At 59.4% G+C, this 25,480-nt stretch carries 26 protein-coding genes and 1 tRNA gene; 10 read left to right on the plus strand and 17 right to left on the minus strand.

Annotated elements, in window-relative coordinates:
• Nucleotides 1-120: 120 nt before the first annotated feature.
• The 6 genes from K9U38_RS15165 to mepA form a co-directional block, all read right to left on the minus strand.
• Nucleotides 121-741, minus strand: a complete 621-nt coding sequence (locus tag K9U38_RS15165) for a 2,3-bisphosphoglycerate-dependent phosphoglycerate mutase (RefSeq protein WP_224495184.1) — start codon at nt 739-741, stop codon at nt 121-123.
• A 22-nt stretch (nt 742-763) separates the two neighbouring features.
• Complete coding sequence (gene dapB / locus K9U38_RS15170; protein WP_224495277.1) at nt 764-1,576, minus strand: 4-hydroxy-tetrahydrodipicolinate reductase; 813 nt, start codon at nt 1,574-1,576, stop codon at nt 764-766.
• A 35-nt stretch (nt 1,577-1,611) separates the two neighbouring features.
• Entirely contained in the window at nt 1,612-3,438 is a 1,827-nt protein-coding gene (locus K9U38_RS15175) for an ABC transporter ATP-binding protein (protein WP_224495185.1), read from the minus strand.
• A gap of 157 nt (nt 3,439-3,595) precedes the next feature.
• Nucleotides 3,596-4,624: a glucokinase gene (locus K9U38_RS15180; protein ID WP_224495186.1), complete on the minus strand. Its 1,029-nt coding sequence runs from the start codon at nt 4,622-4,624 to the stop codon at nt 3,596-3,598.
• Nucleotides 4,624-5,043 (minus strand): methylglyoxal synthase, encoded by a 420-nt coding sequence (locus K9U38_RS15185; RefSeq protein WP_224495187.1) that lies wholly within the window; start codon nt 5,041-5,043, stop codon nt 4,624-4,626. The genes K9U38_RS15180 and K9U38_RS15185 overlap by 1 nt, the downstream gene beginning before the upstream one ends.
• Nucleotides 5,044-5,168: 125 nt before the next feature.
• Nucleotides 5,169-6,188, minus strand: coding sequence for a penicillin-insensitive murein endopeptidase (gene mepA, locus K9U38_RS15190; RefSeq protein WP_224495188.1), 1,020 nt, complete (start codon nt 6,186-6,188; stop codon nt 5,169-5,171).
• A gap of 125 nt (nt 6,189-6,313) precedes the next feature.
• Here mepA and K9U38_RS15195 point away from each other — a divergent pair, with 125 nt between their 5' ends.
• Nucleotides 6,314-7,354 (plus strand): zinc-dependent alcohol dehydrogenase family protein, encoded by a 1,041-nt coding sequence (locus K9U38_RS15195; RefSeq protein ID WP_224495189.1) that lies wholly within the window; start codon nt 6,314-6,316, stop codon nt 7,352-7,354.
• On the opposite strand, the gene K9U38_RS15200 is transcribed toward K9U38_RS15195, so the two are convergent.
• The 3 genes from K9U38_RS15200 to K9U38_RS15210 form a co-directional block, all read right to left on the minus strand.
• Nucleotides 7,351-8,220: an SDR family oxidoreductase gene (locus K9U38_RS15200; RefSeq protein WP_224495190.1), complete on the minus strand. Its 870-nt coding sequence runs from the start codon at nt 8,218-8,220 to the stop codon at nt 7,351-7,353. The genes K9U38_RS15195 and K9U38_RS15200 overlap by 4 nt on opposite strands.
• The gene (gene queG, locus K9U38_RS15205; RefSeq protein WP_224495191.1) at nt 8,217-9,383 is read right to left on the minus strand and encodes a tRNA epoxyqueuosine(34) reductase QueG; all 1,167 of its coding nucleotides are present in this window, start codon (nt 9,381-9,383) and stop codon (nt 8,217-8,219) included. The genes K9U38_RS15200 and queG overlap by 4 nt, the downstream gene beginning before the upstream one ends.
• Nucleotides 9,384-9,547: 164 nt before the next feature.
• Nucleotides 9,548-10,240, minus strand: coding sequence for a glutathione S-transferase family protein (locus K9U38_RS15210; protein WP_224495278.1), 693 nt, complete (start codon nt 10,238-10,240; stop codon nt 9,548-9,550).
• A gap of 160 nt (nt 10,241-10,400) precedes the next feature.
• On the opposite strand from K9U38_RS15210, the gene K9U38_RS15215 reads away from it, so the two are divergent.
• On the plus strand, nt 10,401-11,207 hold the full coding sequence (locus K9U38_RS15215) for an undecaprenyl-diphosphate phosphatase (protein WP_224495192.1): 807 nt from the start codon (nt 10,401-10,403) through the stop codon (nt 11,205-11,207).
• A 42-nt stretch (nt 11,208-11,249) separates the two neighbouring features.
• On the opposite strand, the gene K9U38_RS15220 is transcribed toward K9U38_RS15215, so the two are convergent.
• Both K9U38_RS15220 and K9U38_RS15225 read right to left on the minus strand, forming a co-directional pair.
• Nucleotides 11,250-12,218: a complex I NDUFA9 subunit family protein gene (locus K9U38_RS15220; protein ID WP_224495193.1), complete on the minus strand. Its 969-nt coding sequence runs from the start codon at nt 12,216-12,218 to the stop codon at nt 11,250-11,252.
• A 146-nt stretch (nt 12,219-12,364) separates the two neighbouring features.
• A complete protein-coding gene (locus K9U38_RS15225) occupies nt 12,365-13,411 on the minus strand; it encodes a LacI family DNA-binding transcriptional regulator (RefSeq protein WP_224495194.1) in 1,047 nt (348 codons plus the stop codon).
• Nucleotides 13,412-13,780: 369 nt separating this feature from the next.
• Between K9U38_RS15225 and K9U38_RS15230 the strand changes: the two genes are divergently transcribed.
• A complete protein-coding gene (locus K9U38_RS15230) occupies nt 13,781-14,368 on the plus strand; it encodes a hypothetical protein (protein WP_224495195.1) in 588 nt (195 codons plus the stop codon).
• A 163-nt stretch (nt 14,369-14,531) separates the two neighbouring features.
• On the opposite strand, the gene rpsA is transcribed toward K9U38_RS15230, so the two are convergent.
• The 4 genes from rpsA to aroA form a co-directional block, all read right to left on the minus strand.
• On the minus strand, nt 14,532-16,232 hold the full coding sequence (gene rpsA / locus K9U38_RS15235) for a 30S ribosomal protein S1 (RefSeq protein ID WP_224495196.1): 1,701 nt from the start codon (nt 16,230-16,232) through the stop codon (nt 14,532-14,534).
• Between the two features lie 133 nt (nt 16,233-16,365).
• A complete protein-coding gene (gene cmk, locus K9U38_RS15240) occupies nt 16,366-16,995 on the minus strand; it encodes a (d)CMP kinase (protein WP_224495279.1) in 630 nt (209 codons plus the stop codon).
• Between the two features lie 345 nt (nt 16,996-17,340).
• Nucleotides 17,341-17,688 (minus strand): hypothetical protein, encoded by a 348-nt coding sequence (locus K9U38_RS15245; RefSeq protein ID WP_224495197.1) that lies wholly within the window; start codon nt 17,686-17,688, stop codon nt 17,341-17,343.
• Between the two features lie 20 nt (nt 17,689-17,708).
• Complete coding sequence (gene aroA / locus K9U38_RS15250; protein WP_224495198.1) at nt 17,709-19,064, minus strand: 3-phosphoshikimate 1-carboxyvinyltransferase; 1,356 nt, start codon at nt 19,062-19,064, stop codon at nt 17,709-17,711.
• A gap of 230 nt (nt 19,065-19,294) precedes the next feature.
• Between aroA and K9U38_RS15255 the strand changes: the two genes are divergently transcribed.
• The 5 genes from K9U38_RS15255 (at nt 19,295) to K9U38_RS15275 (ending at nt 22,170) form a co-directional block, all read left to right on the plus strand.
• Nucleotides 19,295-19,681: a TIGR02300 family protein gene (locus K9U38_RS15255; protein WP_224495199.1), complete on the plus strand. Its 387-nt coding sequence runs from the start codon at nt 19,295-19,297 to the stop codon at nt 19,679-19,681.
• Nucleotides 19,682-19,860: 179 nt separating this feature from the next.
• Nucleotides 19,861-19,936, plus strand: a tRNA-Ala gene (locus K9U38_RS15260).
• Nucleotides 19,937-20,131: 195 nt separating this feature from the next.
• Nucleotides 20,132-20,518 carry a DUF6632 domain-containing protein gene (locus K9U38_RS15265; protein ID WP_224495200.1) on the plus strand — a complete coding sequence of 129 codons (387 nt, stop codon included), beginning with the start codon at nt 20,132-20,134 and terminating at the stop codon, nt 20,516-20,518.
• Between the two features lie 312 nt (nt 20,519-20,830).
• Entirely contained in the window at nt 20,831-21,805 is a 975-nt protein-coding gene (locus K9U38_RS15270) for an HAD family hydrolase (RefSeq protein WP_224495280.1), read from the plus strand.
• 185 nt (nt 21,806-21,990) lie between these two features.
• Nucleotides 21,991-22,170, plus strand: coding sequence for a hypothetical protein (locus tag K9U38_RS15275; protein ID WP_224495201.1), 180 nt, complete (start codon nt 21,991-21,993; stop codon nt 22,168-22,170).
• A 4-nt stretch (nt 22,171-22,174) separates the two neighbouring features.
• On the opposite strand, the gene K9U38_RS15280 is transcribed toward K9U38_RS15275, so the two are convergent.
• Nucleotides 22,175-22,834, minus strand: coding sequence for an NIPSNAP family protein (locus tag K9U38_RS15280; RefSeq protein ID WP_370631953.1), 660 nt, complete (start codon nt 22,832-22,834; stop codon nt 22,175-22,177).
• Nucleotides 22,835-23,040: 206 nt separating this feature from the next.
• Here K9U38_RS15280 and K9U38_RS15285 point away from each other — a divergent pair, with 206 nt between their 5' ends.
• Nucleotides 23,041-23,649, plus strand: coding sequence for a TetR/AcrR family transcriptional regulator (locus K9U38_RS15285; RefSeq protein ID WP_224495203.1), 609 nt, complete (start codon nt 23,041-23,043; stop codon nt 23,647-23,649).
• Here K9U38_RS15285 and K9U38_RS15290 read toward each other — a convergent pair.
• Nucleotides 23,646-24,551 (minus strand): LysR family transcriptional regulator, encoded by a 906-nt coding sequence (locus K9U38_RS15290; RefSeq protein ID WP_224495204.1) that lies wholly within the window; start codon nt 24,549-24,551, stop codon nt 23,646-23,648. The two genes, K9U38_RS15285 and K9U38_RS15290, sit on opposite strands and share 4 nt — an antisense overlap.
• A 119-nt stretch (nt 24,552-24,670) precedes the next feature.
• Between K9U38_RS15290 and K9U38_RS15295 the strand changes: the two genes are divergently transcribed.
• On the plus strand, nt 24,671-25,411 hold the full coding sequence (locus K9U38_RS15295) for an SDR family oxidoreductase (RefSeq protein ID WP_224495205.1): 741 nt from the start codon (nt 24,671-24,673) through the stop codon (nt 25,409-25,411).
• Nucleotides 25,412-25,480 lie beyond the last annotated feature (69 nt).

The raw sequence follows: 25,480 nt of genomic DNA on the forward strand, positions 1-25,480 counted from the left end.
GTCTGTCAATCGATTTGTCGGGGAATAACAAGGGAATGACAGACCAAGCGACGCAGGGTGGTTCGTCCGCCCGAATAGGCAGCTTGCCATAGGCGGGGCCGAACCACGCAGCGACCCCGTTCAGCCCTCCAGCACTTCCTTCGAAGCGACGGTCGAATCCGCGTTGAGCCTGTAGATGATCGGCACGCCTGTCGCCAGTTCCTGCGCGACGATCTCCTCGCCGGTCAGTCCCTCCAGCGCCATGATCAGCGCACGCAGCGAGTTGCCATGGGCAGCGACCAGTACCGTTTCGCCGCGCAGCACATGGGGCTGTACCTCGTGCAGGTAATAGGGCCAGACGCGTGCGCCGGTGTCGCGCAGGCTCTCGCCGCCGGGCGGAGGGACATCATAGGAACGGCGCCAGACATGCACCTGTTCCTCGCCCCACTTGGCGCGTGCATCGTCCTTGTTGAGGCCGGACAGATCGCCGTAATCGCGCTCGTTCAGTGCCTGGTCACGGATCGTCTCGAGATCTGTCTGCCCGACTTCTTCGAGAATGTGGTCAAGCGTCGCCTGTGCACGGGAAAGGACAGACGTATAGGCGATATCGAACTTGAGGCCCTTCGCCTTCAGCCGCTTGCCCGCGTCAACGGCTTCCTCATGGCCGAGCTCCGTCAATCCCGGATCACGCCAGCCAGTGAAAAGGTTCTTCAAATTCCATTCGCTTTGGCCATGGCGGACAAGGACGAGGGTTCCGGACATTGCAATACTCCTGGTTCAAGGGTTAGGTGTGGTCGGCAAGACCAAGGACATCGAGCATGGAATAGAGGCCGGGCTTGGCGCGCCGGCCCCATAGCGCGGCCTTGACCGCGCCGCGGGCGAAGATAGTGCGATCCTCCGCCTGGTGCGATAGGGTGATGCGCTCGCCTTGGCCGGCGAGGATGACGGAATGGTCGCCAACGACGGAGCCGCCCCGCAGGGTAGCGAAGCCGATCGTTCCGTCCTCGCGTGGCCCCGTATGGCCGTCGCGCACCCGCACGCTGTGTTGCCCGAGCGCGATGTCGCGCCCCGCGGCGGCGGCCTGGCCGAGCAGCAACGCCGTGCCCGACGGCGCGTCGACCTTGTGCTTGTGATGCATTTCGACGATCTCGATATCGAAATCATCGGCGCCGAGGGCCTTCGCCGCCTGCTTGACCAGCACGCCGAGCAGGTTGACGCCGAGGCTCATATTGCCGGACTTGATGATGACAGCATGACGGGCCGCTGCGCGGATCGTGGTCTCGTCCTCAGCTGAGCAACCGGTGGTGCCGATGACATGAACAATGCGCGCCTGTGCGGCCAGTTCGGCGAAGGTGACGGTTGCGGCAGGGGCGGTGAAGTCGAGGACGCCTTCAACCTGCACGAAGACCGAGAGTGCATCATCGGTGATCGGAACGCCGATCGGGCCGATGCCGGCGACTTCACCGGCATCACGGCCGATCTGCGGCGAGCCGGGACGCTCGACCGCGCCAGCAAGGATTGCACCCGGAGTGGCATGGATGGCGCGGATCAGGGTCTGGCCCATTCGGCCGGCCGCGCCCACAACGGCAAGCTTCATCGCCGGTTTTGCACCGGATTGCTCAGTCACTGCGCTCATTCGGCCAATCCTGCTGCTGCAACGATTTCACTGTCGTCGATGATGGGCGACTCGTCCCTGCCTTGCAACTGGTAGAACCGGGCATAGACGCCGTTGGGGCGGATCAGCAGGGTTTCGTGCACGCCCTCCTCAACCACGCGGCCGGCCTCCATGACGACGATGTGGTCGGCATTGACAATGGTCGAGAGGCGATGGGCGATGACGATGGTCGTGCGTCCCTGCATCACATGCTCGAGCGCCTGCTGCACACGCTTCTCCGATTCATTGTCGAGGGCAGAGGTCGCCTCGTCGAGCAGGAGGATGGAAGCGTTGCGAACGATGGCGCGGGCGATGGACAGGCGCTGGCGCTGGCCGCCGGAAAGGTTGGCACCATTTTCGCCGATCTCGGTACCGTAGCCCTGCGGCTGCTGTCGAATGAACTCATCCGCATTGGCCAGCCTTGCAGCCTCGATGATTTCTTCATCGGTGGCGTCGAGGCGCCCGTAGCGGATATTGTCGGCGATGGTGCCCTCGAAGAGATAGGGCTGCTGCGAAACATAGGCAATCGACTGGCGCAGCGAACGCTTGCTGACATAGGCGATGTCCTGGCCATCGATGAGAATGCGCCCTGCGTCGATATCGTAAAAGCGCTGGACGAGACCGATCAGCGTGGATTTGCCAGCGCCCGATGCACCGACAATGGCCGTTGTCTTGCCTGCCTTGGCGATGAAACTCACACCATGCAGGACGGGAAAGCCGCTGGAGTAGCTGAAGCGGACCTTGTCGAACTCGACCTCGCCTGTGGGCACGGTTATCGGCACCGACCCGATACTGTCCGCCTGGCGCGGCTCGATGTCGAGGATCTCGAAGAACATGCGCGCATTGACCAGCGAGCGCTCAAGGCCAACCTGAACGCGCGCCAGCCTGCGCACGGGATCATAGGCAAGCAGTACCGCGGTCATGAAACCGAACATGGCGCCCGGCGGCTCCAGATTGTAGACGGCGCGATAGCCCGTGTAGATGATCATCGAGGCAATGGCGACGCCGGCGATCAGTTCCGTGATGGGCGTGGTCCGTTCCGAAACACGTGCGATCTTGTTGGCGCGCTCCTCGGCGCGCTTGATCAACTGGCTTATCTTCACGCGCAACTGGTCTTCCATGGTGAAGGCCTTGACGATCGCGATCCCTTGCGTCGCTTCCTGCATGGCGCCCAACAGGTGCGAATTCAGCGTTACCGACTCGCGGTGAATGCTGCGCAGGCGCTTTGCCAGATAGCGTACGGTAAGGATGACCGGGGGGCCGACAAGCAGGGCGAAGAGAGATAGAATGGGGTCGAGGAGCACCATGGTCACGATCAGTGCAACGAGTGTAGGAATATCCTTGCCAATCGTCGTTACGGTGATGTCCATCAGTTCGCGGACGCCGCTCACGTTCTGGTTGACCCGCGCCGCGAGCTGGGCCGACCGCGTATCGGTGTAGAAATCCAGGCCAAGCTTCATCAGGTGGTCGAACATGCGACGCTGGTAGCGGGCGATGATATTGTTGCCGATCTTCGCCATCACGACCGACTGCACATAGGTGGAAACGCCGCGAATGATGAACGCGACAAGAATGCCGAGGCTGATCGGCACGATCAGGTCCTCGCGCCGTTCGTAATAGATCTTGTTGATGACGTCCTTGAAGATATAGGCGACGAAGGCCGTCGTGCAGGCTACGCCGAGCATGGCGACTATAGCGATCGCATAGGACGACCGGTGCTCGCGAAGGTTTTCACCCAGCACCCGGCCGATGACGCGCTTCGCCTCCGTCGGATCGATCTTTTTCTTCTTCGTCTGACCACTCATGACAGGCGGCAACTCGCTGGTACCAGGACATCCGGGCAAGAAATCTTGCCGATCGAATTGTCCCTATAACCTTATTGATCCGCCTTGCCTATCGGTTTTGGCCGCAGGCAGGAATGCAGCGCTCAAGTGTTGCAGCAATGCTCTATCATGCGCTGCTCTAATCCCGGCGCCAGCGTCGGCCTTCGGTAGAAACACCAAAGCGGGTTGGTGTGCGCGAGAAGGCGGAGAGGCCGCTGAGAGCCGCCAGCGGATGGGTGATGATATAGACCGGTGTTTCGCGCAGGATTTCCCCGTGCGGGGCCTTGTCCTCGAAGGCCTGGCGGAAGGATGAATCCTTGAGGGGGGCAACAATCTTCTGGACGATGCCGCCAGCGAGATAGACGCCGCCGCGTGCCATGAACGTCAAGGCAAAATCGCCGGCCAGCCGGCCTAGATAGATGACGAACAGGGCAAGGGTTTCCTTCGCTTCGGCAGATTCTCCGGAAAGACCGGCGGCAGTGATTTCGGCGGGCGTCTGCAGGCTGGCCGGCGTACCGTTCACCTTGCAGATGGCGCGATAAATGTTCTGCAGGCCACGACCACAAAGCAGCTGTTCACCGGATATGCGGCCCTCAATGTGCTCGATATGCGGGAACAGTTCGAGATCGCGCGCCGTACGCGGACCCATATCGACATGTCCGCCTTCTCCGGGCACCGGAACCCAGCTGTTGCGTGAACGCACCATGCCGGCAACGCCGAGGCCGGTGCCGGGTCCGAGCACGGCGCGGCTGCCATGCGGATCGCCGGGTCCGCCGCCCAGCTTCTCGAGATGTTTGGGTTCGAGCGAAACGACGGCGAGCGCCTGTGCCTCGAAATCGTTGAGTACGGTAATGTCGGAAAGGCCGAGCGTTTCCATCATCTGGCGCGGCTTGACCACCCAGGGGCAATTGGTCAGGTCGATCTCGTCGCCTTCGACCGGTCCGGCAATGGCCAGGACCGCCGAGCGTGGCTGGATCGAGGTATGATCGAGGATGGCGTTCTGGATCGCCTCATCGATCGTAGGATAATCGGCAGTCTGGATGATCGGAAATTCCTTCGGCTCCGCGTAGGCGTCCACCAGAATGGCGAAACGCGCATTGGTGCCGCCAATGTCACCGACCAGGATCGGAAATTTCATGATGTGGTCGGTATCTGCCTGAGTCACCATTATCGCTTCCCCAATGTATTTTCCGCCGCGTCATCGCGCAGCAAACCTCGCTTTTGCACCAGAACCTCGGCCGTTGCCCGGTTCAGTGCCATCGGAATATCGTAAACGCTCGCCAGCCGCATCAGTGCCTTGACATCGACATCATGGGGCATCGGCGACAGCGGGTCGACAAAGAAAATCAGGCCGTCGATCCTGCCTTCGGCAATCAGCGCGCCAATTTGCTGGTCGCCGCCAAGCGGGCCACTTTTGACGCGGGCGATCTTGAGCGAGGGACATGCCGTCTGGACAAGGCCGCCTGTCGTTCCCGTCGCTACGATGTCGCAAGGCGCCAGCAGCCTCTCGTAATTGCGCGCAAACTCGACCATATCGTCCTTTTTCTGGTCGTGGGCAATCAATGCGAGGCGAAAAGGCTGTGTCATAAAATCTCTGTCGTGGGTCGCGGGACCTAAATCGATTGAAACCCTATACTCAATTCATGACAGCATGAAAAGGCCACTGGCAAAAAAGACCGTGACCAATTGGCGCGCAAGGGCAGGCGGGATGCTCAAGGCTTCTGGCCGGGCACCGGCACGTCCTCGGGCAGATCATCGCCCTCAGGCGCATAGGCGGACGCCGGAACATCGGCTGCCGCCGGTTGAGCGACCTTGGCTCTGGCCCCAAAGGTCACATCAGCGACTGATTTGGGACCTGGCGCATTGAGGATCTGTGCGCAGACCTTCGGCAGATCAGAGAGCATCATGACCTTGGGTTTGACCGGTTTGGCGGGTTCGGTCGCTTTTCTCCATGGCTCGTCCGTAAACCACCAGGCGAGCGACTTGCCGCAACCATCATCGGCCCCGATCGGCTGCTGCGGTTTGCAGTTGGGCGAGCCCGGCTGGCATTTTATCCGGACATGGAAATGATAGTAGTGTCCCCAATAGGGACGGACCTTCGCCATCCAGCTGCGGTCGCCCTGCACGCTATCGCACAATTTCTTCTTGATGCCGGGGTGGACGAAGATGCGCTCGACCTCGGGGTAGCTCGCCGCACGCTTCAGCAGTGCCGTGCGGGCAGGCGTCCATTTTTCCGGATCGACATAAAGCGTATCACCCTTAAGCATCGATGCGGCGGAGACTTTCTCGCGCTCCTCGTCGGTAAAACGGTGTTTCGGCATCGGGGTCAGCCAGATGTCCGCGTCGAGACCGACCTGGTGCGAGGCGTGGCCGGTCAGCATCGGGCCGCCGCGCGGCTGCGAGATGTCGCCGACCAGGAGGCCCGGCCAGCCATCCTTGGCTGCCGCTTCGGTGGACAGTTTCTCCAGCAGCGCGATCATGCGCGGGTGTCCCCAGCGCCGGTTGCGCGAAAGTCGCATGACCTGCCAGGCCGGTCCATCCACGGGCAACGCAACGCCGCCTGCCAGGCAGCCCTTGGAGTAGAATCCCGCCGATTGAGCCTTGCTGACAGTCGGCAAAACCTGTGCCCCGAACAATTGCTTGGCGGGTCCATCTTCGGCGATGGCGTTGACCGTGCCGGTGAGCGCAATGAATGCGCTGAGCGCGAAACGCAACAGGGTTCTTGGTTTCATGATCGCTGTCCCACAAGTGATCGCGGTAATGTGCATCGCCGATCCGGGCTTTATGATGGCCAGATTCGGCGGAAAGTCGCAATATGGAATGAACGACAAACCTGATTCGAACGGATTTCCTCATCATGAAAGCAGTCATTTTCGAACAATTCGGCCAGCCGCCGCGCATTGCAACGGTCGCAGATCCTGTTCCGGCAATGACGGGTGTTGTCATCAAGGTCGAGGCGACCGGGCTTTGCCGCAGCGATTGGCACGGCTGGATGGGACACGATCCTGATATCGTCCTGCCGCACGTCCCGGGGCACGAACTGGCCGGAACCATCCAGGCAATCGGAAACCATGTCACCCAGTGGAAGATCGGCCAGCGCGTGACCGTGCCCTTTGTCGGCGGCTGCGGCCGTTGTTTCGAGTGCAACTCCGGCAATCATCAGGTGTGCGAGCATCAGTTCCAGCCCGGGTTCACCGCCTGGGGTTCATTCGCCGAATATGTTGCGGTGGATTTTGCCGATACAAATCTCGTCGCGCTGCCGGACACGCTGGATTTCGCCACGGCGGCAAGTCTCGGCTGTCGTTTCGTTACCTCCTTCCGCGCCATCGTCGACCAGGCGAAGGTCAAGCCTGGGGAGTGGGTGGCGGTCCATGGCTGTGGCGGGGTCGGCCTCTCGGCCATCATGATCGCCACTGCCATGGGCGCCAATGTTGTTGCCGTCGATCTGACCGAAGACAAACTGGCCTATGCCCGCGATCTCGGCGCGGTGGCAACCGTCAATGGCAGGCAGACAACAGACATCATTGGCGCGGTCCGGGAAATCACCAAAGGCGGTGCGCATGTTTCCATCGATGCGCTTGGCCACCCATCGACCTGCTTCAACTCAATCGCCAATCTGCGTCGCCGTGGCCGTCATGTTCAGGTCGGGTTGATGCTGGGCGACCATGCACATCCGCCAATCCCGATGGACAAGGTCATCGCCCATGAGCTCGAGATCTATGGCAGCCACGGCATGCAGGCGTTCCGCTACAAGGCACTGATGGACATGCTAGAAACCGGCAAGCTTCAGCCGCAAAGACTGGTTGGCAAGGAGATTGCGCTGGAAGAAGCGCCCGCTGCCCTGATGGCAATGGATCGCTTTGAAGGCAAGGGCATCAACGTGATTACGCGGTTCTAACGCCAGCTTCCGTCGCGCCACATGGTTGCGAAGGCCGTGCCGTAGTCCGGATAGCGGAAGGAGAAGCCGAGCTTCTTGATGCGCGCATTGGAAACCCGCTTGTTCTCGCCATAGAACGAGCGCGCCATTGGCGTGAGCTGCGCGGCTTCGAAATCGGATTCTTCCGGCGGCTCGATGCCCATCAACTCCGCCGCATAGGCAACCACATCCTGTGGCGGCGCCGGCTCATCGTCGGTGATGTTGAAGATCCCGGCTTCGTTGCGGGTGCTGAGGAAGTGCAATGCACCGGCTATGTCATCGACATGGATGCGATTGAAGACCTGGCCCGTCTTGTTGAGGCGGCGCGCCGTTCCATTGGAAAGGTTGACGAAGGCATTGCGTCCAGGACCGTAAATGCCCGCAAGCCTCAGGATGGCGAGGGGGACATTCCGCGCGTCGGCCAGTTGCTGCCAGCCCTGCTCGGCCTCGACACGCTCCAGGGAGCGGGCTGAAACGGGATGACATGGTGTCGTCTCGTCGACCCAGCCGCCCGCATGATTGCCATAGACGCCGACCGTGGAGAGGTAGCCGATCCACTGCAGCTTCGGCATGGCGTTCCGGATCGTATTGCCGAACTGCGCCAGCACCGGGTCGCCGCTTTGGCCCGGCGCAGTCGAGACGACAAGGTGGGTGACGCCAGCGAGGGCGTCGACGATTTCCTGCGAGGCATGGGTGCCGTGGAAGAGGAAGGGCGTGATGCCCGCCTTCTTGAGCTCTGGGAGCTTGGCGCTGTCGCGCGTCGTCCCGCCGGTGAAATCTGCTTGACCGGCAATGACCCTGGCGAAGGCGCGTGCCGAATAGCCGGCACCAAACAGGAAAATGTTCATTGTTGATTTTTCACAGCAATGCGCCATTCGGTCAAGACGTCAGCGTCACTCTCTTGGGCAACGTGACGCATATTCAGGGCGGCGAAATCGTCTTTGCCCATCAATTCACCCAGCGCCCAGACGGCGGCGCCGCGCACCAGCGGCGAGGGATCGGCCAGGTGCGTCTCGATTGCCGCGATCAAGGCGGGTTCGCCCGAATTGCCGCAGGCGATCAAGACATTGCGCAGGAAGCGGTCGCGGCCGATGCGCTTGACCGGCGAGCCGGAGAAGAGCGCGCGGAAGGCCGCATCATCGAGTGTGAGCAGCGACGCAAGCGACGGCGATCGAAGATCATCGCGCGCCTTGAGCTTCGCCTCGCGTGCCGCTCCGGCAAACTTGTTCCAGGGACAAACCGCAAGGCAATCGTCGCAGCCATAGATGCGATTGCCTATCGCCTTGCGAAACTCCAGCGCAATCGGTTCCTTGTGCTCGATGGTGAGATACGAAATGCAGCGCCGCGCATCGAGCTGGTAGGGGGCGGGGAAAGCATTGGTCGGGCAAATGTCGAGGCAGGAATGGCATGAGCCGCAATGATCATGCTCACGCTCGTCCGCGGGCAGTTCCGCCGTCGTGAAGATCGTGCCGAGGAACAGCCAAGAGCCATGCGAACGGCTGACGAGGTTCGTATGCTTCCCCTGCCAGCCAAGTCCTGCCGCTTCGGCAAGGGGCTTTTCCATGACCGGCGCGGTATCGACGAAAACCTTCAGATCCTCGCCAGCGGCCCGGGAGGCGAAGCGGCTGGCGACGCCCTTGAGTTTGCCCTTGATGATGTCGTGATAGTCGCGGTTCTGCGCATAGACGGATATCGCCGCCTTGTCCTTGTGCGCGAGAATTTCCAGGGGATTGCCATCGGGCCCGTAATTCATGGCGAGCACGATGATCGAGCGCACTTCGGGCCACAACGTCTCCGGGTTTGCACGGCGCTCTTCGGTCTCGCGCATCCATTCCATGCTGGCATGACGCCCGAGCGCAAGATATTGGCGCAACCGCGCTTCAGCGAGAGGAATGGCATCAGGACGGGCGATGGCAACGAGATCGAACCCCGCTGCCCGCGATTCCTCGAGGATGAACTGCTTCAGCCGTTGTGCCTGCGAGGATTGCTTTACTCCCGAGCGCAAAATCATGCTGCACCGACCTTATGCGTGGCTCGCCCTTCGACAAGCTCAGGAAGCTTACCATGAGGGACGTGGACTGTTTCGCAAGGAGGGTGGACAAGGTCCAGCCTCTCCTTAGGCAATCACCGCCCTCCCTTATGGCGATCTCGTCGAACCACGCGCTGTCCTGCCCGTCAAAAATCCAGATCGCCATAATGCGATGATGGGGGAAGGCCGCGAACCCGGTCGGCAAGCAGCGGGCGGAAGGACGGACGCGATTTCATTCTCGTGTACCAGTCGCGGGCCGCCTTGTATTCCGCCCACTTGATCTCACCGAGGTAGTCGAGGATCGAGATGGAAGCGGCAGCGGCCATGTCGGCATAGCTTGGCGTCGGTCCCGCCAGCCAGTTGCGCGTCGCGGTCAGCCAGTCGATATATTTCATGTGCTGGGTGATATTGGCGCGCGCAGCACGAATTGCAGTCGAATCCGGTGCGCCGCCGCCTTGTTCCGCGGTCATGTGCAATTTGAAGATGCGCTCACGTGCCATGTGCCGTGTCACTTCGTTCTCCAGCTTGCTGAGGAACCAATCGATCAGGCGCCGCACCTCGGCCCGGTTCAGTGAATCCTCCGGGAAAAGCCTGCGGCTGCGTTTCAGCGCGCCGCGCGTCTCGTCGATATATTCGGCGATCACGGTCGAGCCCGAGATCGGTACATCGCCCTCGGCCAGTAGAACTGGCAGCGTGCCCGCCGGATTGAGCGCCAGAAATTCCTTGCGCCGTGCCCAGCTGTTCTCCTCGATCAGCTCCACCTCAATGTCATATTCATTGAGGATGAGTCTGGCATAACGTGATCCGGTAGACATGGGATGGTGGAAGAGCGTCAACATGGCAGGTGTATCTAATTCTTTCAAACTGGCATTTTCGGAGGCGTCAGCGTATTGCTCGATAAGCCTTTGAGTCTGCGCCAAACCTATAGGCGCAACCGCGGCATGAGACAAGAACTACACGTCATTGCCCGGTCCGGCACCATCATCGCGAGCTATAATCATGGAATCACAGACGATTGTCGAAGCCCTTTTTCTTGGACTGCTGGAAGGGTTAACAGAGTTTATACCGGTTTCATCCACCGGGCACCTGTTGCTGGCGGGACACTTCCTCGGCTTTGAATCCAATGGCAAGACCTTCGAGGTCCTGATCCAGCTTGGAGCAATCCTGGCGATCCTCACTGTCTATTTCAGTCGTCTGGTCAATATCGCACGGGATATTCCCGTCGATCCCAAAACGCGCCGCTTTGTCTTGGGTGTCCTCGTTGCATTTCTCCCGGCCGTGGTAATCGGGGTCATGGCTCATGGTTTCATCAAGACCGTATTGTTTGAAACGCCCATGCTGATCTGCGTGATGCTGATTATTGGCGGGCTGATCCTGCTTTGGGTCGACCGGCTGGACTTGAAGCCGCGCTATACCAATGTCATGGAATATCCGTTGTCGCTTTGCTTCAAGATCGGCCTGATCCAGTGCTTCGCCATGATTCCCGGTACGTCGCGCTCCGGGGCAACCATTGTCGGGGCACTTCTGCTCGGCACCGACAAGCGGTCGGCGGCCGAATTCTCGTTCTTCCTCGCAATGCCGACAATGGCCGGCGCCTTTGCCTATGACCTCTACCAGAACCGCCACATCCTGACGTTCAACGACGCGTCCCTGATCGTCGTCGGATTTATCGCTGCGTTCTTCGCCGGTGTTTTCGTCGTGCGCTATCTGCTCGACTACGTCTCGCGCCATGGCTTTGGGCTGTTCGCTTGGTGGCGCCTGGTCGTGGGTACAGTTGGACTGATCGCGCTGATCCTCATGCGATAGCAGTACCGCGACGATAATCAGCCCCAAATGCAGCGATGAAAATCAGGCCGGCGTCTGACTGGAATATTGCCCGTGGCTCCGGAAACGCCAGAGATAGGATGGCAGGATCGCTTCGATCGTTTGCGGATGGATGCCGATGCCTTCGAGCGTGCGTTGCTCCGCCTTGGCGGCATGGGACACCACATTGTCATGCTGGAGCAGCACGACCTGGTCCTTGGTCAGCAAGGGGTTCGGCAGGTAGCCGAGGATCTTGCCCTGGATCTTCGCGAGCCAGAACGGTATCGACACGAACAGACGCTTGCGCCCGGTGACGCGCAATACAGCTTCGAGGCACTGCTCGAAGGTCAGGACCTCGCCGCCGCCGAGTTCATAGGTCTGGCCGGGTTTCAAAGTACCGTCGACTGACCGGGCAATAACCTCGGCGACATCGCCGACATAGACCGGCTGGAACTTGGTGGTGCCGCCGCCAATCAGGGGCAGGAACGGCGACATGCGCGCCATGCTGCCAAACTTGTTGAAGAAATTGTCCTCGGGTCCGAAAACGATCGAAGGCCGGATGATGACGGCGTCCGGGATGATGTCGCGCACGGCCGCTTCAGCCCGGCCCTTGCTGCTGGCATAGGCTGAATGAGAACGGGCATCGGCGCCAAGTGCAGACATGTGCGTCAGCGGCACACCCGCAGCGCGGGCAGCCTCGGCAACGGCGCGGGCGCCGAATTCATGAACGGTGTTAAATTTCTGGCTGCCGCTTTCGAACAATAGGCCAACCAGATTGATGACATGATCGGAGCCTGCGACGGCGCGATCCACGGACCAGCGATAGCGCAGGTTTGCCTGCACGGCCTGAATCTGGCCGACGCCGCCGAGTGGTTGGAGATGGAACGCCAGTTCCGGATGGCGCACGGCGACACGCACCCGGTAGCCGCGTTTTGTCAGAGCGCGCACCACATGACGACCGATAAAGCCGGAGCCTCCGAAAACCGTGACGAGTTTTGGCTTGGTGATTGTCATCGAGCTCTCCTGTAGACCTTGGCCGCCACGCTTGGCGCAGAGTGAATGCATGGCATAACAGATGCTGTTTAATGCCTTTTGGCAGCCACGCAAAGGGTTGTTGCAAGACAAGTCTCGCGGCGCGTTGCCGCGCTGTCCGGTTTTGGTCAGGCCGACATGCGCAACATGATTTCTGCGTTCAGAAGAATGCGCGAGTCCTTGGGTAATTCGATGTCGGCGTTATGATCTTCGCCAAGCTTGTCGAACAGCAGCCCGATCGCCAGGCGGCCTATCTCGTTGTAATTTTGCGCGACGGTCGTCAGGGGCGGACACATGTAGCGCGACAGTGGCTGGTCGTCGTGCCCGGCCACGCGAAGGTCGCAGCCTTCGCCTCGGCCAACCTTAAGTCCCGCCTGGAACGCTGCAGCGAGAACTCCGTAAGCAATACGGTCATTGGCGCAAAGTACTGTCCGTGTGGGGAACCCGCCCTCCCGCAAAATTCTGGCGGTCGTTTCGAAGCCAAATTTTTCGAACTCCCAGTTTGCATGGGCCTCGTGTGCAATAAAGTGGGGCTCGAAATTGAGGTTGCGCATCGCCTCGGCATAGGCCTCGCGGCGTTCGACCGCGTTGCTGTTGACCGAGGTCATGCCGAAGTAGCATGGCTGGTCGCCGGAACGGGTCAAGTAGTCGACGATCAGCTTGAAGCTTTGCCGGTTGTTGGTGCCGACGAATGGCGATGTGTCGTCGAGGGGTGAATCGATGTAGATGAGCGGAATCGACTCGCCAAGCTTGGCAAGTTTGTCGTGATGTGACTGCACGCCGAGCGGGCCAATGATGGCGCCGGCAACATTCATGGACTTGAATGTTTCGATGGCGCGCTCTTCCAGTTCAGGCTTGCCATCCGAGCTCAGAACGAAGGCAAGATAGCCGGCCTGCTCGGCAATACCCTCGATACGCCGCGTCAATGACATGTAGAATGGATCGGTCGAGTTCGGGACGATGAGCCCGAGAATATTGGTGCGACGCCGATTGAGATTGACTGCAAAAATGTTCGGACGGAAACCGGATTGCTTCACCGCGGCATCGATGATCTCGCGCGTCTTCTTGCGTACCGAGTTTGGATCATTGAAATATTTCGACACGGTCGGACGCGACAGTCCCACGAACAGGGAGAATTCCTCCATCGTCTTGATCGGCTTTTTCACCGTATCCATTCCTTTTCACGATCGCTTCGCACGTGCCAGCGCCTGGCGGCATCCAAAGTCGCTCCGCAATCATCGCTGAATACTGTGCCGGCGCAATACATCTTCCGATTAACAGTACCGCGTACGGCGTTAAAAATTTACAGGCTCGCTCACGCGCGTCAATAATACATTTTGCTTGTATTAAGTTCCAATGACCCCTCGGCGAGGGATGTTCATGGCTAATCCAGGGTTACTCGCTTCGAGATTTAAATTTACGCGCGCAAACTTGCGCCAGCCTGACCTGTTCGTCTCAAACCAGCTGCCCCAGAAATTTGCATCCACAGGATAGATCGGTAGCATGGCCACTCTGACCAGCGGTAATGACGATAAGGATGTGCAATGGAAGGCGGTATTCCCAATCCCGAGGTCTTCATCCATGTCCGCGTGATTATCGGCATCGTCCTTGGTCTGAGCATTTCACGTCTGTTGACCGGTATTGCCCGCATCATCCAGCATCCGCAGCGCAAGAACATCTATGCCGTTCATCTTGGCTGGGTCTTTTTCATGCTTCTCACGGTGGCGCATTTCTGGTGGTATGAATTTTACCTGCACCAGCTGGTGACCTGGAAGTTCGAGGCCTATCTGTTCGTCATTTTCTTCGCCAGTCTCCATTTCCTCGCTTGCGCAATGCTCTTCCCTGACAGTATGGAAGGTTATTCGGGCTACGAAGATTACTTCATGTCGCGAAGGGCGTGGCTCTTCGGCATTCTGATATCCATCTTCATCGCGGATATCGCGGACACCGCCATGAAAGGCATGGAGCATTTCCACTCTCTCGGCTCCGAGTATCCCTTCCGCAATCTGTTTCTCATCCTGATCTTCGCGGTGGGCATCTTCGTTCGCAGGCAAAAAGTGCAGCTCGCACTGGTCGTCCTGGCACTCGTCACGCAAATCGCATTTATCCTGATCCAGTTCGACACGATCTGATGGATTGGTACCTCATGACGGGTTCGGTAAAGCTGTCGAGCTACGAACCACGCACGGGCAGTGGTTGCAGGCATTAAAGGGCTGAGGATCCTGGTCTCAACCCAAAGAGAAACCCGCCGGCTTGCACCGGCGGGTTTCGTATTTTCAAAGGTGGAAGAGAACCTTAGTTCTTTTCCTGCTTCTTCAGAGCGGCACCGAGAATGTCGCCGAGCGAAGCGCCGGAGTCGGTCGAACCGTACTGTGCGACTGCTTCCTTTTCTTCGGCGATTTCCAACGCCTTGATCGAGACCTGCAGCTTGCGGGTCTTCTTGTCGAAGGCGATGACGCGCGCGTCAACCTTCTGGCCGACTGTGAAGCGTTCCGGACGCTGCTCGTCGCGGTCACGGGACAGATCAGCGCGGCGGATGAAGGTGTCGAGGTCGTGATCGACCAAACGCACTTCGAGGCCGCCATCGGTGATGGCAGTGACTTCAACGGTAACAACAGCGTTCTTGCGCAGTTCACCCGAAGTTGCGGCTTCACCGACCTTGTCGCCGGTCAGCTGCTTGATGCCGAGCGAGATGCGTTCCTTCTCGACATCGACGTCGAGAACCTGCGCCTTCACAACGTCACCCTTGTTGTACTCTTCGATGACCTGCTCGCCCGGACGGTTCCAGTCGAGGTCGGAGAGGTGAACCATGCCGTCCACATCGCCATCGAGGCCAATGAACAGGCCGAACTCGGTCTTGTTCTTGACTTCGCCTTCGACGATGGTGCCGACCGGGAACTTGTCCGCGAAGGTCGTCCAAGGATTGTCGAGCGTCTGCTTGAGACCGAGCGAGATGCGGCGCTTGACCGGATCCACTTCGAGAACAACGACTTCGACTTCCTGTGTGGTCGAGAGCAGCTTGCCCGGATGCACGTTCTTCTTTGTCCAGGACATTTCGGAAACGTGGATAAGGCCTTCGATGCCAGGCTCGATCTCGACGAATGCACCGTAGTCGGTGATGTTCGTGACCGTACCGGTGATCTTTTTGCCGATCGGGTACTTCGCGCCGATACCATCCCATGGATCGCTCTCGAGCTGCTTCATGCCGAGCGAGATACGATGGGTTTCCTGGTTGATGCGGATGATCTGAACCTTGACCGTCTGGCCGATGGAGAGGATCTCCGACGGGTGGTTGACACGGCGCCATGCCATATCGGTCACATGCAGAAGACCGTCGATGCCGCCGAGATCGACGAACGCACCGTAATCGGTGATGTTCTTGACAACGCCTTCAACGACCTGACCCTCTTCGAGGTTCTGGACGATTTCGGAGCGCTGTTCTGCACGGCTCTCTTCGAGAACGGTACGGCGCGAGACAACGATGTTGCCACGACGCTTGTCCATCTTGAGGATTTCGAAGGGCTGCGGGTTGTGCATCAGCGGGGTAACGTCGCGGATCGGACGGATATCGACCTGGCTGCGCGGCAGGAAGGCAACGGCGCCGTCGAGATCGACAGTGAAACCGCCCTTGACCTGGTTGAAGATCACGCCGTCGACTCGTTCGCCGCGGTTGAACTTCTCTTCCAGGCGAACCCAGCTTTCTTCGCGGCGCGCTTTTTCGCGCGACAGAACGGCTTCGCCGAGGGCATTTTCGATGCGCTCGACATAGACTTCGACGAGATCGCCTGGCTTGAGCGAACCGTCCTTGGCTTTCGCGCCGAATTCCTTCAGCGGAACGCGGCCTTCAACCTTGAGACCAGCGTCGATGATCGCCATGTCTTTTTCGATGGCGACGATACGGCCCTTGACGACATAACCTTCAGCAAGGTCATTGGTGGCAAAAGACTCTGCGAGAAGAGCTTCGAAATCTTCGCGCGTTGGATTGGCTTGAGACATAAATACTCCTGAGGTGTCCGGAAATTACGTCGGACACAGCACCGGTGGTTGGTGTTTCGGTTCATTTGCATGGCAACCCGCCCCCTTGAGGGCAATCCGGTGCTTGGGCTGACGGCAAATGTTTGCGGCTAGTCTAATGCGTGCTCCTGGCCAATGCCTGGTCTATCAGGGTTTTGGCACTAAGAAACGCGGTCTCTATATCCATTTCCGTCGTATCAAGCAAGTGCGCGTCGGCGGCGGGCTTCAACGGCGAGTCGGTGCGGCCCATGTCGCGCGCATCACGGCGGGTGAGGTCGGCGAGAATCTCCTCGTAATCGGCGCCGCCGCCATTCGATTTGATTTCTTCATAGCGGCGCATGGCCCGTGCTTCGGGCGATGCCGTTATGTAGAGTTTTACCGGAGCATTGGGGCATACGACGGTACCGATGTCGCGTCCGTCAAGCACCGCGCCCGGCGGGCGCATGGCAAAACCCTGCTGGGCGGCAACGAGAGCGCGACGCACGGCAGGCATGACCGCCACCCTGGAAGCCGCTTCACCAACATCATGGGCGGAAAGCACTGCACGGTCGAGCTTGGACAGGTCAACGGTACGCGCTGCCTTCTCCGCCAGGAACTCATCGTCGAGCGGCATGTTCTGGTCCATGAGTGCCTTGGCGACCGCGCGGTAGGTCAATCCCGTATCGAGATGATGATAGCCGTAGGCTTCCGCGATGCGCCGGGCGAGGGTGCCCTTGCCGGAGGCTGCGGGACCATCGATGGCAATGGTGAAATGGGTCTGCGGCGTCGGCCGATCCTTGTCGTCGCGGTCGAAAAACCATTGGCCGAGCGCGAAGAGCAGGTAGGCCGCAGCGAGAACCAGCGTGATGATTGGCGTGATGCCGATGCTGACGAAGGCGACGCCGCCGAGCGTTGTCAGCATCGATTCCAGCCAGTTTGGCAAGGCCGCCGCCAAATTCTGCAAGAGTGCATCGATGGCCAGGATGAGGATGAACTGGAATACGAACAGCCAGAACAGAAGTGCAAACAGGCCGAAGCGAACGCGCAGACCAACGCGCTCGATCGCATAGGGAATGGCAACGATGGCGAATGACATCAGCAGGAAAAACATCTAGCTCCGCACCCTCTTGCCCATGAAAAAGCCTATGAAGTATCCGGCAATCGATCCGAATGCCGGTGGCAGCAGCAGAAACTGATAGGGCATCCATTCACTGATGCCTGCATTCCCGGTCTCCGGTGTACCGGATCTTGCGCTGTCCGAGGCATTCCACGCATAGAGGAAGATCAGCAGCAAGGGAAGCAGGATGCGCGATATTGTGCGCATGACGCCCGGCCACGGCCGCGGCTCCTTGCTTGCGACTGTTCCCGCATAGGCACTCCGGCCCGCCCAGACGATGAACGGCACGCTGGACATCGCATATAGAAAATACACGGTGAGAACGGAAAGCACTGCGTTCATGCCTGATGTCCGGTGCCGCTTCAGTTTGCCGGATCGTGCTGGGTAATCTGCGCGCCCATTCCCGTCATCAAATCCATGAATTCCGGGAAGCTTGTCGCGATCATGGTCGAATCGTCGACGGCCACCGGTTTTTCCGCGGCAAGGCCCATCACCAGGAAACTCATGGCGATCCGGTGGTCGAGATGCGTTTCGACGGTGCCGCCGCCAATGGCCTTGCCATCCGGGCGTCCGCGAACACTCAAGGTCTCCGGTCCCTCGGTACAATCGACGCCATTGGCCTTGAGGCCATTGGCAACGGCAGACAGGCGGTCGGATTCCTTGACGCGCAACTCCTCGAGCCCGTTCATGACCGTTTCGCCATCGGCAAAACAGGCGGCGACGGCGAGGATCGGATATTCGTCGATCATGGATGGCGCCCGTTCGGCGGGCACGTTCACGCCGCGCAGGTCGGAGGCGCGCACCCGCAGGTCCGCAACATCCTCGCCGCCGGCGAGGCGGGCATCGAGGATCTCGATATGGGCACCCATCTCCTGCAGGGTCAGGATCAGCCCCGTGCGTGTCGGGTTCATCAGGACGTTGCGGATCGTAATGTCGGAGCCCGGCACAAGCAGCGCCGCGACCAGTGGAAATGCGGTGGAGGAGGGATCGCCCGGCACATCGATTGTCTGGCCGGTGAGCTGGCCTTGCCCCTCGATCCGGATGTGGCGGACATTGTCCCTGTCGGTCTCGACCGACAGATTCGCGCCGAAGCCCTGCAACATCTTTTCCGTATGATCGCGCGTCATGACAGGCTCGATCACCGTCGTGATGCCCGGTGTGTTGAGTCCGGCGAGGAGTACTGCGGACTTGACCTGCGCCGACGCCATGGGCACGCGGTAGGTGATGGGAGCCGCGACCTTGGGTCCGCGCAGCGTCAGCGGCATGCGATCGCCCTCACTGGCCGTGACCTGAACGCCCATCTCACGCAACGGATTGAGCACCCGGCCCATTGGACGCTTCGACAGCGACGCATCGCCGATGAAGGTGGTCTCCATATCGTAGGTGCCTACAAGGCCCATGGTCAGGCGCGCCCCTGTCCCGGCATTGCCGAAATCGAGCGGCGCTTCCGGCTGCAGCAGGCAACCATTTCCGGTTCCCTGGATGATCCACACATCGCCTTCCTTGGCGATTTTTGCGCCCATCGCCTGCATGGCCCGGCCCGTATTGATGACATCCTCGCCCTCGAGCAGACCGGTGATGCGTGTCTCGCCGGCGGCGAGGCCGCCGAACATGAAGGAGCGGTGCGAAATCGATTTGTCGCCAGGAATGCGGATGTCGCCGGAGAGCGCCTTTGAACGGCGGGCGGTGGCGGGTTTTGGCAGCGCGGAGTGGGACATGGTGAGAGTCAATCGCGTTAAATAGCTGTGGCGGGGATGCGGCGCTTCTCCTAACACAGCTTGTGGGAGCGGTCATCTTGCAAATGCAAGCTTTTTCGCTTTGACAAATGCGCTTGATTGCGTTTATGGGACCTCAAATCCATTTTTTATGAGTACTTGCATAAACGGCTGGTCGATGAGAGACCTGAGTATGAGCCGAATGCAGGCGCAGCCAGAAGACGAGGCAAAACGTGGCAAATCCAAAACTTGGCACCAAGCGAGTTGACCCGGAAACCGGGCAGAAATTCTACGATCTGAACCGCGATCCGATCGTATCGCCCTATACGGGCAAGAGCTATCCGCTCAGCTACTTCGATTCAACCGTTGCTTCGGCACGCGAGGAAGAGGAAGAGGTCGAGACCGAAGAACTCGACGTTGCTCTGGAGAAGCCCGAATTCGTTTCGCTCGAAGATGCAGACGGCGACACGGACACCGACGTGCCCGATATCGGCGACGATGATGTCGAAGTCGATGATGCCGACGATGACGATACCTTCCTCGCGACGGACGAAGAAGACGAAGACGACGACGTTACCGACATTCTCGGCGGCGGCATCGGCGAAGACGACGAGAACTGAGCCCTGACTGCGCATGATGGCGGGATCATGCGAAGAATAATTCTGTTCGCTGAAAATAACCGGCGAACAGGACTTGATCTTCCCGCAAGCGGGAGATAAGAACCCGCCCGGGCAAGGTTCCAGACCTTGCCGGACAGTTTGCCGGTTATCCGGCCCAGGCCCGCAAGGCCTGTTGGAATGGGGCCATAGCTCAGCTGGGAGAGCGCTTGCATGGCATGCAAGAGGTCAGCGGTTCGATCCCGCTTGGCTCCACCAAATTTCCTCAATAAGTCCAGTTGATCAGCTTGAGCCCAGCGCAGTCTTGCGCGTGCAGGGGCTTTGTACCGGCGAGGATATGTCCGGGCACAGCATGAGGCGGCGTTCGGCTGCGGACATTGGAGCAAAATGCGTTACATGGTAGGTTGGTCTTGAATTCTCTACTGCCGAATGGTGCCCGGAGAAAAGACCGCCATGCCCCGCATGAAACTGTTGCAGATCGCTCTGTTTGTCTTCGGTGTCGTATTCTGTCTGGTCTATCCGATTGCGATTGTCTGGCCGTCGGGCTGGGCCTGGCATGAGGGCCCGCCAACCGCTTCGTACTATTTCATGATGATCGTGGGCATATATGCAACGCTCGGAATATTCCTGATTCGGGCGTCGCGCGACCCCGTGGCACATCGCTCGCTGATCGACTTCACCATCTGGTCGAGCGTCGTGCACGCGCTGATCATGGCGGTCCAGTCCTATGGCCCCGGCGAGCATATGGGTCATCTGCTTGGCGACGTGCCGGCCTTGCTGCTCGTGGCAGCGGTGCTCGGCGGCTTGACCTATTCCGGCGGTCCGACAGACGACCGGTAGTGTGCCGAAGGCGGGGCGTGAAATCAGCCAGGAGACGTAATCAGGAGAATCCAGACGCCGCAGGCATTTGTAACCGTTACGTACTTTACTGGCCTGTGGAATATAGTCTGATGAGGCTGCCAGACCGTGTGGCGCGCTTTTGGCCAAATTCACTCAATCTGTAAGCCTCAGTCTGTTGTCTCGTACGGCTGTGACGCGACAAAAGCTTCACTAAGCCGCAAATATCAAGCGATGGAGATAAAAATGGCCGGAAGCATTCCAAGATTCATCGTCGCCTGGATCAATAGCCGGACGGTGCAGTTGACCGCATTTATGGCGGCGCTGGGAATCGCTGCCGTTCTGATGGCGGGGGAAGCAGCGCTCGCACAATCCGATCCTCTCCCGGCATGGAATGACACCGCACCCAAGATGGCAATCATGGACTTCGTCAGGAAGGTAACCACTGCGAATTCGCCCGACTTCGTCCCCGAGCCTGAGCGGATCGCCGTCTTCGACAATGATGGTACCCTGTGGACCGAGCATCCGATATATGTACAGCTCGCCTTTATGCTCGATCGCGTCAAGGCCGGAGCGGCGTCGCACCCGGAGTGGAAGGACACGCAGCCTTTCAAGGCGGCGCTCGAAGGCGATATGAAATCGTTGGCTGCGACGGGAGAGAAGGGCTTGATGGAGCTCCTCATGACAACGCACGCCGGCATGACCACCGACGAGTTCAGTGCGATCGTTACCGACTGGATCGCTACTGCACGTGATCCGCGGTTCAACAAACCCTATACGGAGCTCGTCTACCAGCCCATGGTCGAACTCCTTGCCTATCTGCGCGCCAATGGCTTCAAGACCTTTATCGTATCGGGCGGTGGCATTGAGTTCATGCGGCCATGGACCGAGAAAGTCTATGGGGTGCCACCCGAACAGGTCGTCGGCTCCTCGATCAAGACAGAGTTTGAAATGCGTGACGGCAGTCCGGTCCTGATGCGTCTGCCGCAGGTCGATTTCGTCGACGACAAGGCCGGCAAACCGGTAGGGATCAATCAACATATTGGCCGCCGCCCGATCGCAGCGTTCGGCAATTCCGATGGCGACCTTGAGATGCTCCAATACACAACGGTGGGCGACAAGGCCCGTTTCGGCCTGATCGTCCACCATACCGATGCCGAGCGCGAATATTCGTACGACCGCGACACGGAATTTGGCCGCCTCGACAAGGCGCTTGATGCGGCATCCGTCAATCAATGGACGGTTGTCGACATGAAGGCGGACTGGAAGCAGATTTTCCCGGAGAAATAAGGCGCGAACACGGGGAAAGGGTATAGGCAAACCCCTTGGTCAGGCGATGCTGCTCGCGATGTCCTGACCTGCCGCCATTGGGACCATGAGCCTTATGGGTATTAGGAAACCTAGTCCCTGTGAGCAACTTTCCCTATGCCAACCGCGTTTTATAATATTGGGAACGCATGGAAGGAGGAACCGCCATGGGAGGAACGTCACAGCATTATGTCCGCAGGATGCCAACTGCGCCCGACCATTTGATGGAATCGATCAAGAGCCATATGCCGAAGACCAAACCCAAGCAGGGGCCGGAACGGTTGTCCGACGTGCTCAAGCGGTCGAAGGGCGCATTTTCAATAGGCCAGTACAAGCCAACGAAATAGCGCGCTATCTCAACAGCGATCTTGTCGTAGGTGAGAGCCGCGCGATGCTGGGCGGATCCACCGTGTAGGCCGAAAGCTTTTCCTGAGTGGCCAGCCATGCCGGGTTGCTGCCGAGGGCCTTGGAAAATGCACCATGAGCCGCGGCATCGGCGAAGCGCGAGAAGACGATGGCGACATTTTCGCCACTGCGGACCGGCAGGCGCGTGAAGCTGTTGTCGCTGTGCTCCGAAACAAAGAGCGCGATGCGCTTGTCCCCAACAGCGCGAAGCAGCGGATCGAGCATATCCTCGTAGAAGGCAAGAAATCCGGCTTCGGCCGGGGCTTTGAGCTTGTACGTTACGGCTTGGAATATCGCGGGTGCCGGAACGCCGGTACCCTTTGCGGGCCGTGCGGCGGGAGGCACGAAACCATCCGCTTCGCTTGCCGGATGCAGCAGCAGGACGTCATCGGAATCGATCATCGTGGCATTTGCCGCATTGCGATGCTCGCGCCAGACCGGGCCATCGTAAAATGCTGCAAGGGCCCGGTGCCGTGCCTGCATGTCAGAAAAACCCCGCAACCAGACGAAGGCATCCGGATCGTCGAGATCACGAAATTGACCGATAACCGCCATGCCGCAGTTCTCCTGGCTTTCCAGAAAATGCGTGTCGAACAGGTCGATCAATTCGTTTCTTCGTCCCGGGTGAAGGGTATAGCGCCTCAACTCGGTAATTGGGCTGAAACCCCAACGCTGGCTATGCCGTGAAACCTTATCCACCATCGGCGTGTCTCCAAAACAAACAGGTCATCCTGTTTTATAAAAAGACCGGTTGTCCTGTTTTGTCAATGCGCTATTCTGTGGGCAAGCGGTAACACGATGATCCAAGTGAAATGATGATCCAGGACAGCAAGCAGAGACCCAGACGTACCAATAATCCGCAGGCGATGCGGGCGCAGATCCTCGACGTGGCAGCCGATCTCTTTCAGCGCCAAGGTTACAATGCCACCAGCATACAGGATGTCGTGCGGGAGGCCGCGACGACAGGTGGCGCGTTGCATCATCATTTTGCAACCAAGAAGGCGCTCGGGCTAGCTGTTATTGCCGAACGTGTGGCGCCTGAGGTCGATGAGACGGCCGTGCAGCCCGTTGCTACAGCGTCTTCGGCGGCGGTCGGCATCCGCAAGGTGTTCAATGGGGTTGCCGACACACTTGAGCGCAAGCGCGCTGTATCGGGTTGCCCGCTTAACAATCTGGCGCTGGAGCTCTCGCTGGCCGATCCGGATTTCCGCGAGGCGGTCAACGGGGTCTTTGATCGATGGCGGTCGGCATTGTCCCTCAGATTGCATGCCGACAGGCCGGAGATGGACCTGTCGCGGGCGCATGATCTGGCAACGCTGATCGTGGCGAGCTATTCTGGCGCGATGGCAATGGCAAAGGCGAGCCAGAGCGCCGAACCGCTTCGCGCTTGCGCAGTACAGCTGGAGCAGGTTCTGAGTTAGCCGGGCGACCGGCCCGGTGCCTGCGCGAAAATCTCTGCAAGCCAATCTGCAAAAGCGCGCACGCGCGACGAAAGTTGGCGATTCTGCGGATAGAGTACGGACACGCTCATCGGCGGCGGCGGATAATCGTCAAGAACCGTACGCAGCTTCCCCTCGGCGAGTTCGGCAGCGATGCGGTAGCGCGGCACCTGAACAAACCCGAAGCCGGCGATCGCGGACGCGGTGTAGATGTCCGCACCCTTCACGGTAATGGATCCCGCCAAGCTTATCGTCTTCAGCCCCTCGGCGGTCTCGAACTCGAGCGGGTATGGTTTGCCGGTCACGCTTGAAACGTAAGAAACGGCCTTGTGCCCATCAAGCTCGTTCCAGTGCGTCGGTTCACCGTAGCGGGCGAGATAGCCCGGGCTGGCGCAGGTAACCTGTTCCATCCGGGCAATGCGGCGGCCGACCATGGAGGAGTCCTGCAGGTCGCCGGCACGCAGCACACAGTCGATGCCTTCACGCACCAGGTCGACGAGGCGGTCGCTGTCGCCGATGCTAAGCTCGATGTGCGGGTAGCGTGCAAGAAAGTCCGGAAGGGCCGGAATGACAAAATGCCGTGCCAGCGTGCCTTGCAGATTGGCACGCAGCAGGCCTTTGGGCGCGGCATCGCGAAACGAACCTTCCGCCTCTTCCATGTCGGCAAGCAATCGCAGGCATCGAATGTAGTAGGCCTCGCCATCAAGCGTCGGGTTCACCTGCCGGGTGGTCCGGTCAAGCAGGCGGGCACCGAGCCGGTCCTCCATGCGCTGCATTGCATTGGTGACCGTGGCACGCGGAATGAGAAGGTCTTCGGCTGCCTTCGTAAAGCTGCGCCGCTCGACGATTCGTGCGAAGATCTGCATTTCCTGAAAGCGATCCATAAGGACACCCGTGATTGTTATCGAATATCGAATAGTGATGCCAAAAACGGACTGATTATCCCGGAAGTCATTTGGAGCATTGTGTGCTCATCGTCAACACGAACATGGAGCTCAGAGCAATGACACAGGTTCAAAAGAAGATTGCCATCGTCACGGGAGCTGCCCGCGGCATCGGTGCGGCCGTCGCACAGCGTCTCGCATCCGACGGTTTTGCTGTTGTGATCAACTATGCCAGCAGTTCGGCGGAGGCCGACGCTTCCGTCGAAAACCTGGTAAAGGCGGGCCATCAAGCCATCGCCGTCAAGGCAGATGTATCCAAGGCTGAAGATGTACGCCGGATATTCGATATCACGGAACAGAAGCTTGGGACGGTCGATGTCCTTGTCAACAATGCCGGCATCATGAAGGTCATGCCCTTGGCGGACACAAGCGACGAGGTCTTCGAGCAGACATTTTCGATCAATGTGCAGGGAACGTTCAACACATTGCGCGAGGCGGCAACACGACTGAACAATGGCGGGCGGATCATCAACTTCTCCACCTCGGTCGTTGGCACGAACCTGCCAGGCTATGCCGTCTATGCCGGGACCAAGGCGGCGGTCGAGACCTTCACACGCGTCTTCTCCAAGGAATTGCGCGGCCGCAACATCACCGTCAACGCCGTTGCGCCGGGACCGATAGCCACCGACCTTTTTCTCAACGGCAAGAGCGACGAACTGATCCAGCAGTTCAGCAAGGCGGCGCCTCTCGAAAGGCTCGGACAGCCTGAAGACATAGCCAAGGCGGTATCGTTCCTCGCCGGCCCCGATGGCGGCTGGGTCAATGGCCAGATCCTGCGTGCAAATGGCGGACTTGTCTGAGTCCCCGCATCGGTTCCGCGATTTCCTCGAACTGCAGCAAAACGCCGCTTGTGGCCGCACGTGATGGTT

Origin of the sequence: Phyllobacterium lublinensis (assembly GCF_020164435.1) — a bacterium.
In the GTDB taxonomy this organism is placed as follows: Bacteria; Pseudomonadota; Alphaproteobacteria; order Rhizobiales; family Rhizobiaceae; genus Phyllobacterium; species Phyllobacterium lublinensis.

Excerpts from the sequence above, each read along its gene's own strand:
- K9U38_RS15265 (WP_224495200.1), top strand. The coding sequence starts at position 20,132 with ATGCCCCGCATGAAACTGTTGCAGATCGCTCTGTTTGTCTTCGGTGTC.
- K9U38_RS15180 (WP_224495186.1), bottom strand. The coding sequence starts at position 4,624 with ATGGTGACTCAGGCAGATACCGACCACATCATGAAATTTCCGATCCTG.
- K9U38_RS15290 (WP_224495204.1), bottom strand. The coding sequence starts at position 24,551 with ATGGATCGCTTTCAGGAAATGCAGATCTTCGCACGAATCGTCGAGCGG.
- rpsA (WP_224495196.1), bottom strand. The coding sequence starts at position 16,232 with ATGTCTCAAGCCAATCCAACGCGCGAAGATTTCGAAGCTCTTCTCGCA.
- K9U38_RS15210 (WP_224495278.1), bottom strand. The coding sequence starts at position 10,240 with ATGTTGACGCTCTTCCACCATCCCATGTCTACCGGATCACGTTATGCC.
- K9U38_RS15220 (WP_224495193.1), bottom strand. The coding sequence starts at position 12,218 with ATGACAATCACCAAGCCAAAACTCGTCACGGTTTTCGGAGGCTCCGGC.
- K9U38_RS15230 (WP_224495195.1), top strand. The coding sequence starts at position 13,781 with ATGGAAGGCGGTATTCCCAATCCCGAGGTCTTCATCCATGTCCGCGTG.
- K9U38_RS15195 (WP_224495189.1), top strand. The coding sequence starts at position 6,314 with ATGAAAGCAGTCATTTTCGAACAATTCGGCCAGCCGCCGCGCATTGCA.
- K9U38_RS15285 (WP_224495203.1), top strand. The coding sequence starts at position 23,041 with ATGATGATCCAGGACAGCAAGCAGAGACCCAGACGTACCAATAATCCG.
- K9U38_RS15185 (WP_224495187.1), bottom strand. The coding sequence starts at position 5,043 with ATGACACAGCCTTTTCGCCTCGCATTGATTGCCCACGACCAGAAAAAG.
- mepA (WP_224495188.1), bottom strand. The coding sequence starts at position 6,188 with ATGAAACCAAGAACCCTGTTGCGTTTCGCGCTCAGCGCATTCATTGCG.
- K9U38_RS15275 (WP_224495201.1), top strand. The coding sequence starts at position 21,991 with ATGGGAGGAACGTCACAGCATTATGTCCGCAGGATGCCAACTGCGCCC.
- K9U38_RS15215 (WP_224495192.1), top strand. The coding sequence starts at position 10,401 with ATGGAATCACAGACGATTGTCGAAGCCCTTTTTCTTGGACTGCTGGAA.
- aroA (WP_224495198.1), bottom strand. The coding sequence starts at position 19,064 with ATGTCCCACTCCGCGCTGCCAAAACCCGCCACCGCCCGCCGTTCAAAG.
- queG (WP_224495191.1), bottom strand. The coding sequence starts at position 9,383 with ATGATTTTGCGCTCGGGAGTAAAGCAATCCTCGCAGGCACAACGGCTG.
- K9U38_RS15245 (WP_224495197.1), bottom strand. The coding sequence starts at position 17,688 with ATGAACGCAGTGCTTTCCGTTCTCACCGTGTATTTTCTATATGCGATG.
- K9U38_RS15175 (WP_224495185.1), bottom strand. The coding sequence starts at position 3,438 with ATGAGTGGTCAGACGAAGAAGAAAAAGATCGATCCGACGGAGGCGAAG.
- K9U38_RS15270 (WP_224495280.1), top strand. The coding sequence starts at position 20,831 with ATGGCGGCGCTGGGAATCGCTGCCGTTCTGATGGCGGGGGAAGCAGCG.
- K9U38_RS15225 (WP_224495194.1), bottom strand. The coding sequence starts at position 13,411 with ATGGATACGGTGAAAAAGCCGATCAAGACGATGGAGGAATTCTCCCTG.
- K9U38_RS15295 (WP_224495205.1), top strand. The coding sequence starts at position 24,671 with ATGACACAGGTTCAAAAGAAGATTGCCATCGTCACGGGAGCTGCCCGC.
- K9U38_RS15165 (WP_224495184.1), bottom strand. The coding sequence starts at position 741 with ATGTCCGGAACCCTCGTCCTTGTCCGCCATGGCCAAAGCGAATGGAAT.
- K9U38_RS15200 (WP_224495190.1), bottom strand. The coding sequence starts at position 8,220 with ATGAACATTTTCCTGTTTGGTGCCGGCTATTCGGCACGCGCCTTCGCC.
- dapB (WP_224495277.1), bottom strand. The coding sequence starts at position 1,576 with ATGAAGCTTGCCGTTGTGGGCGCGGCCGGCCGAATGGGCCAGACCCTG.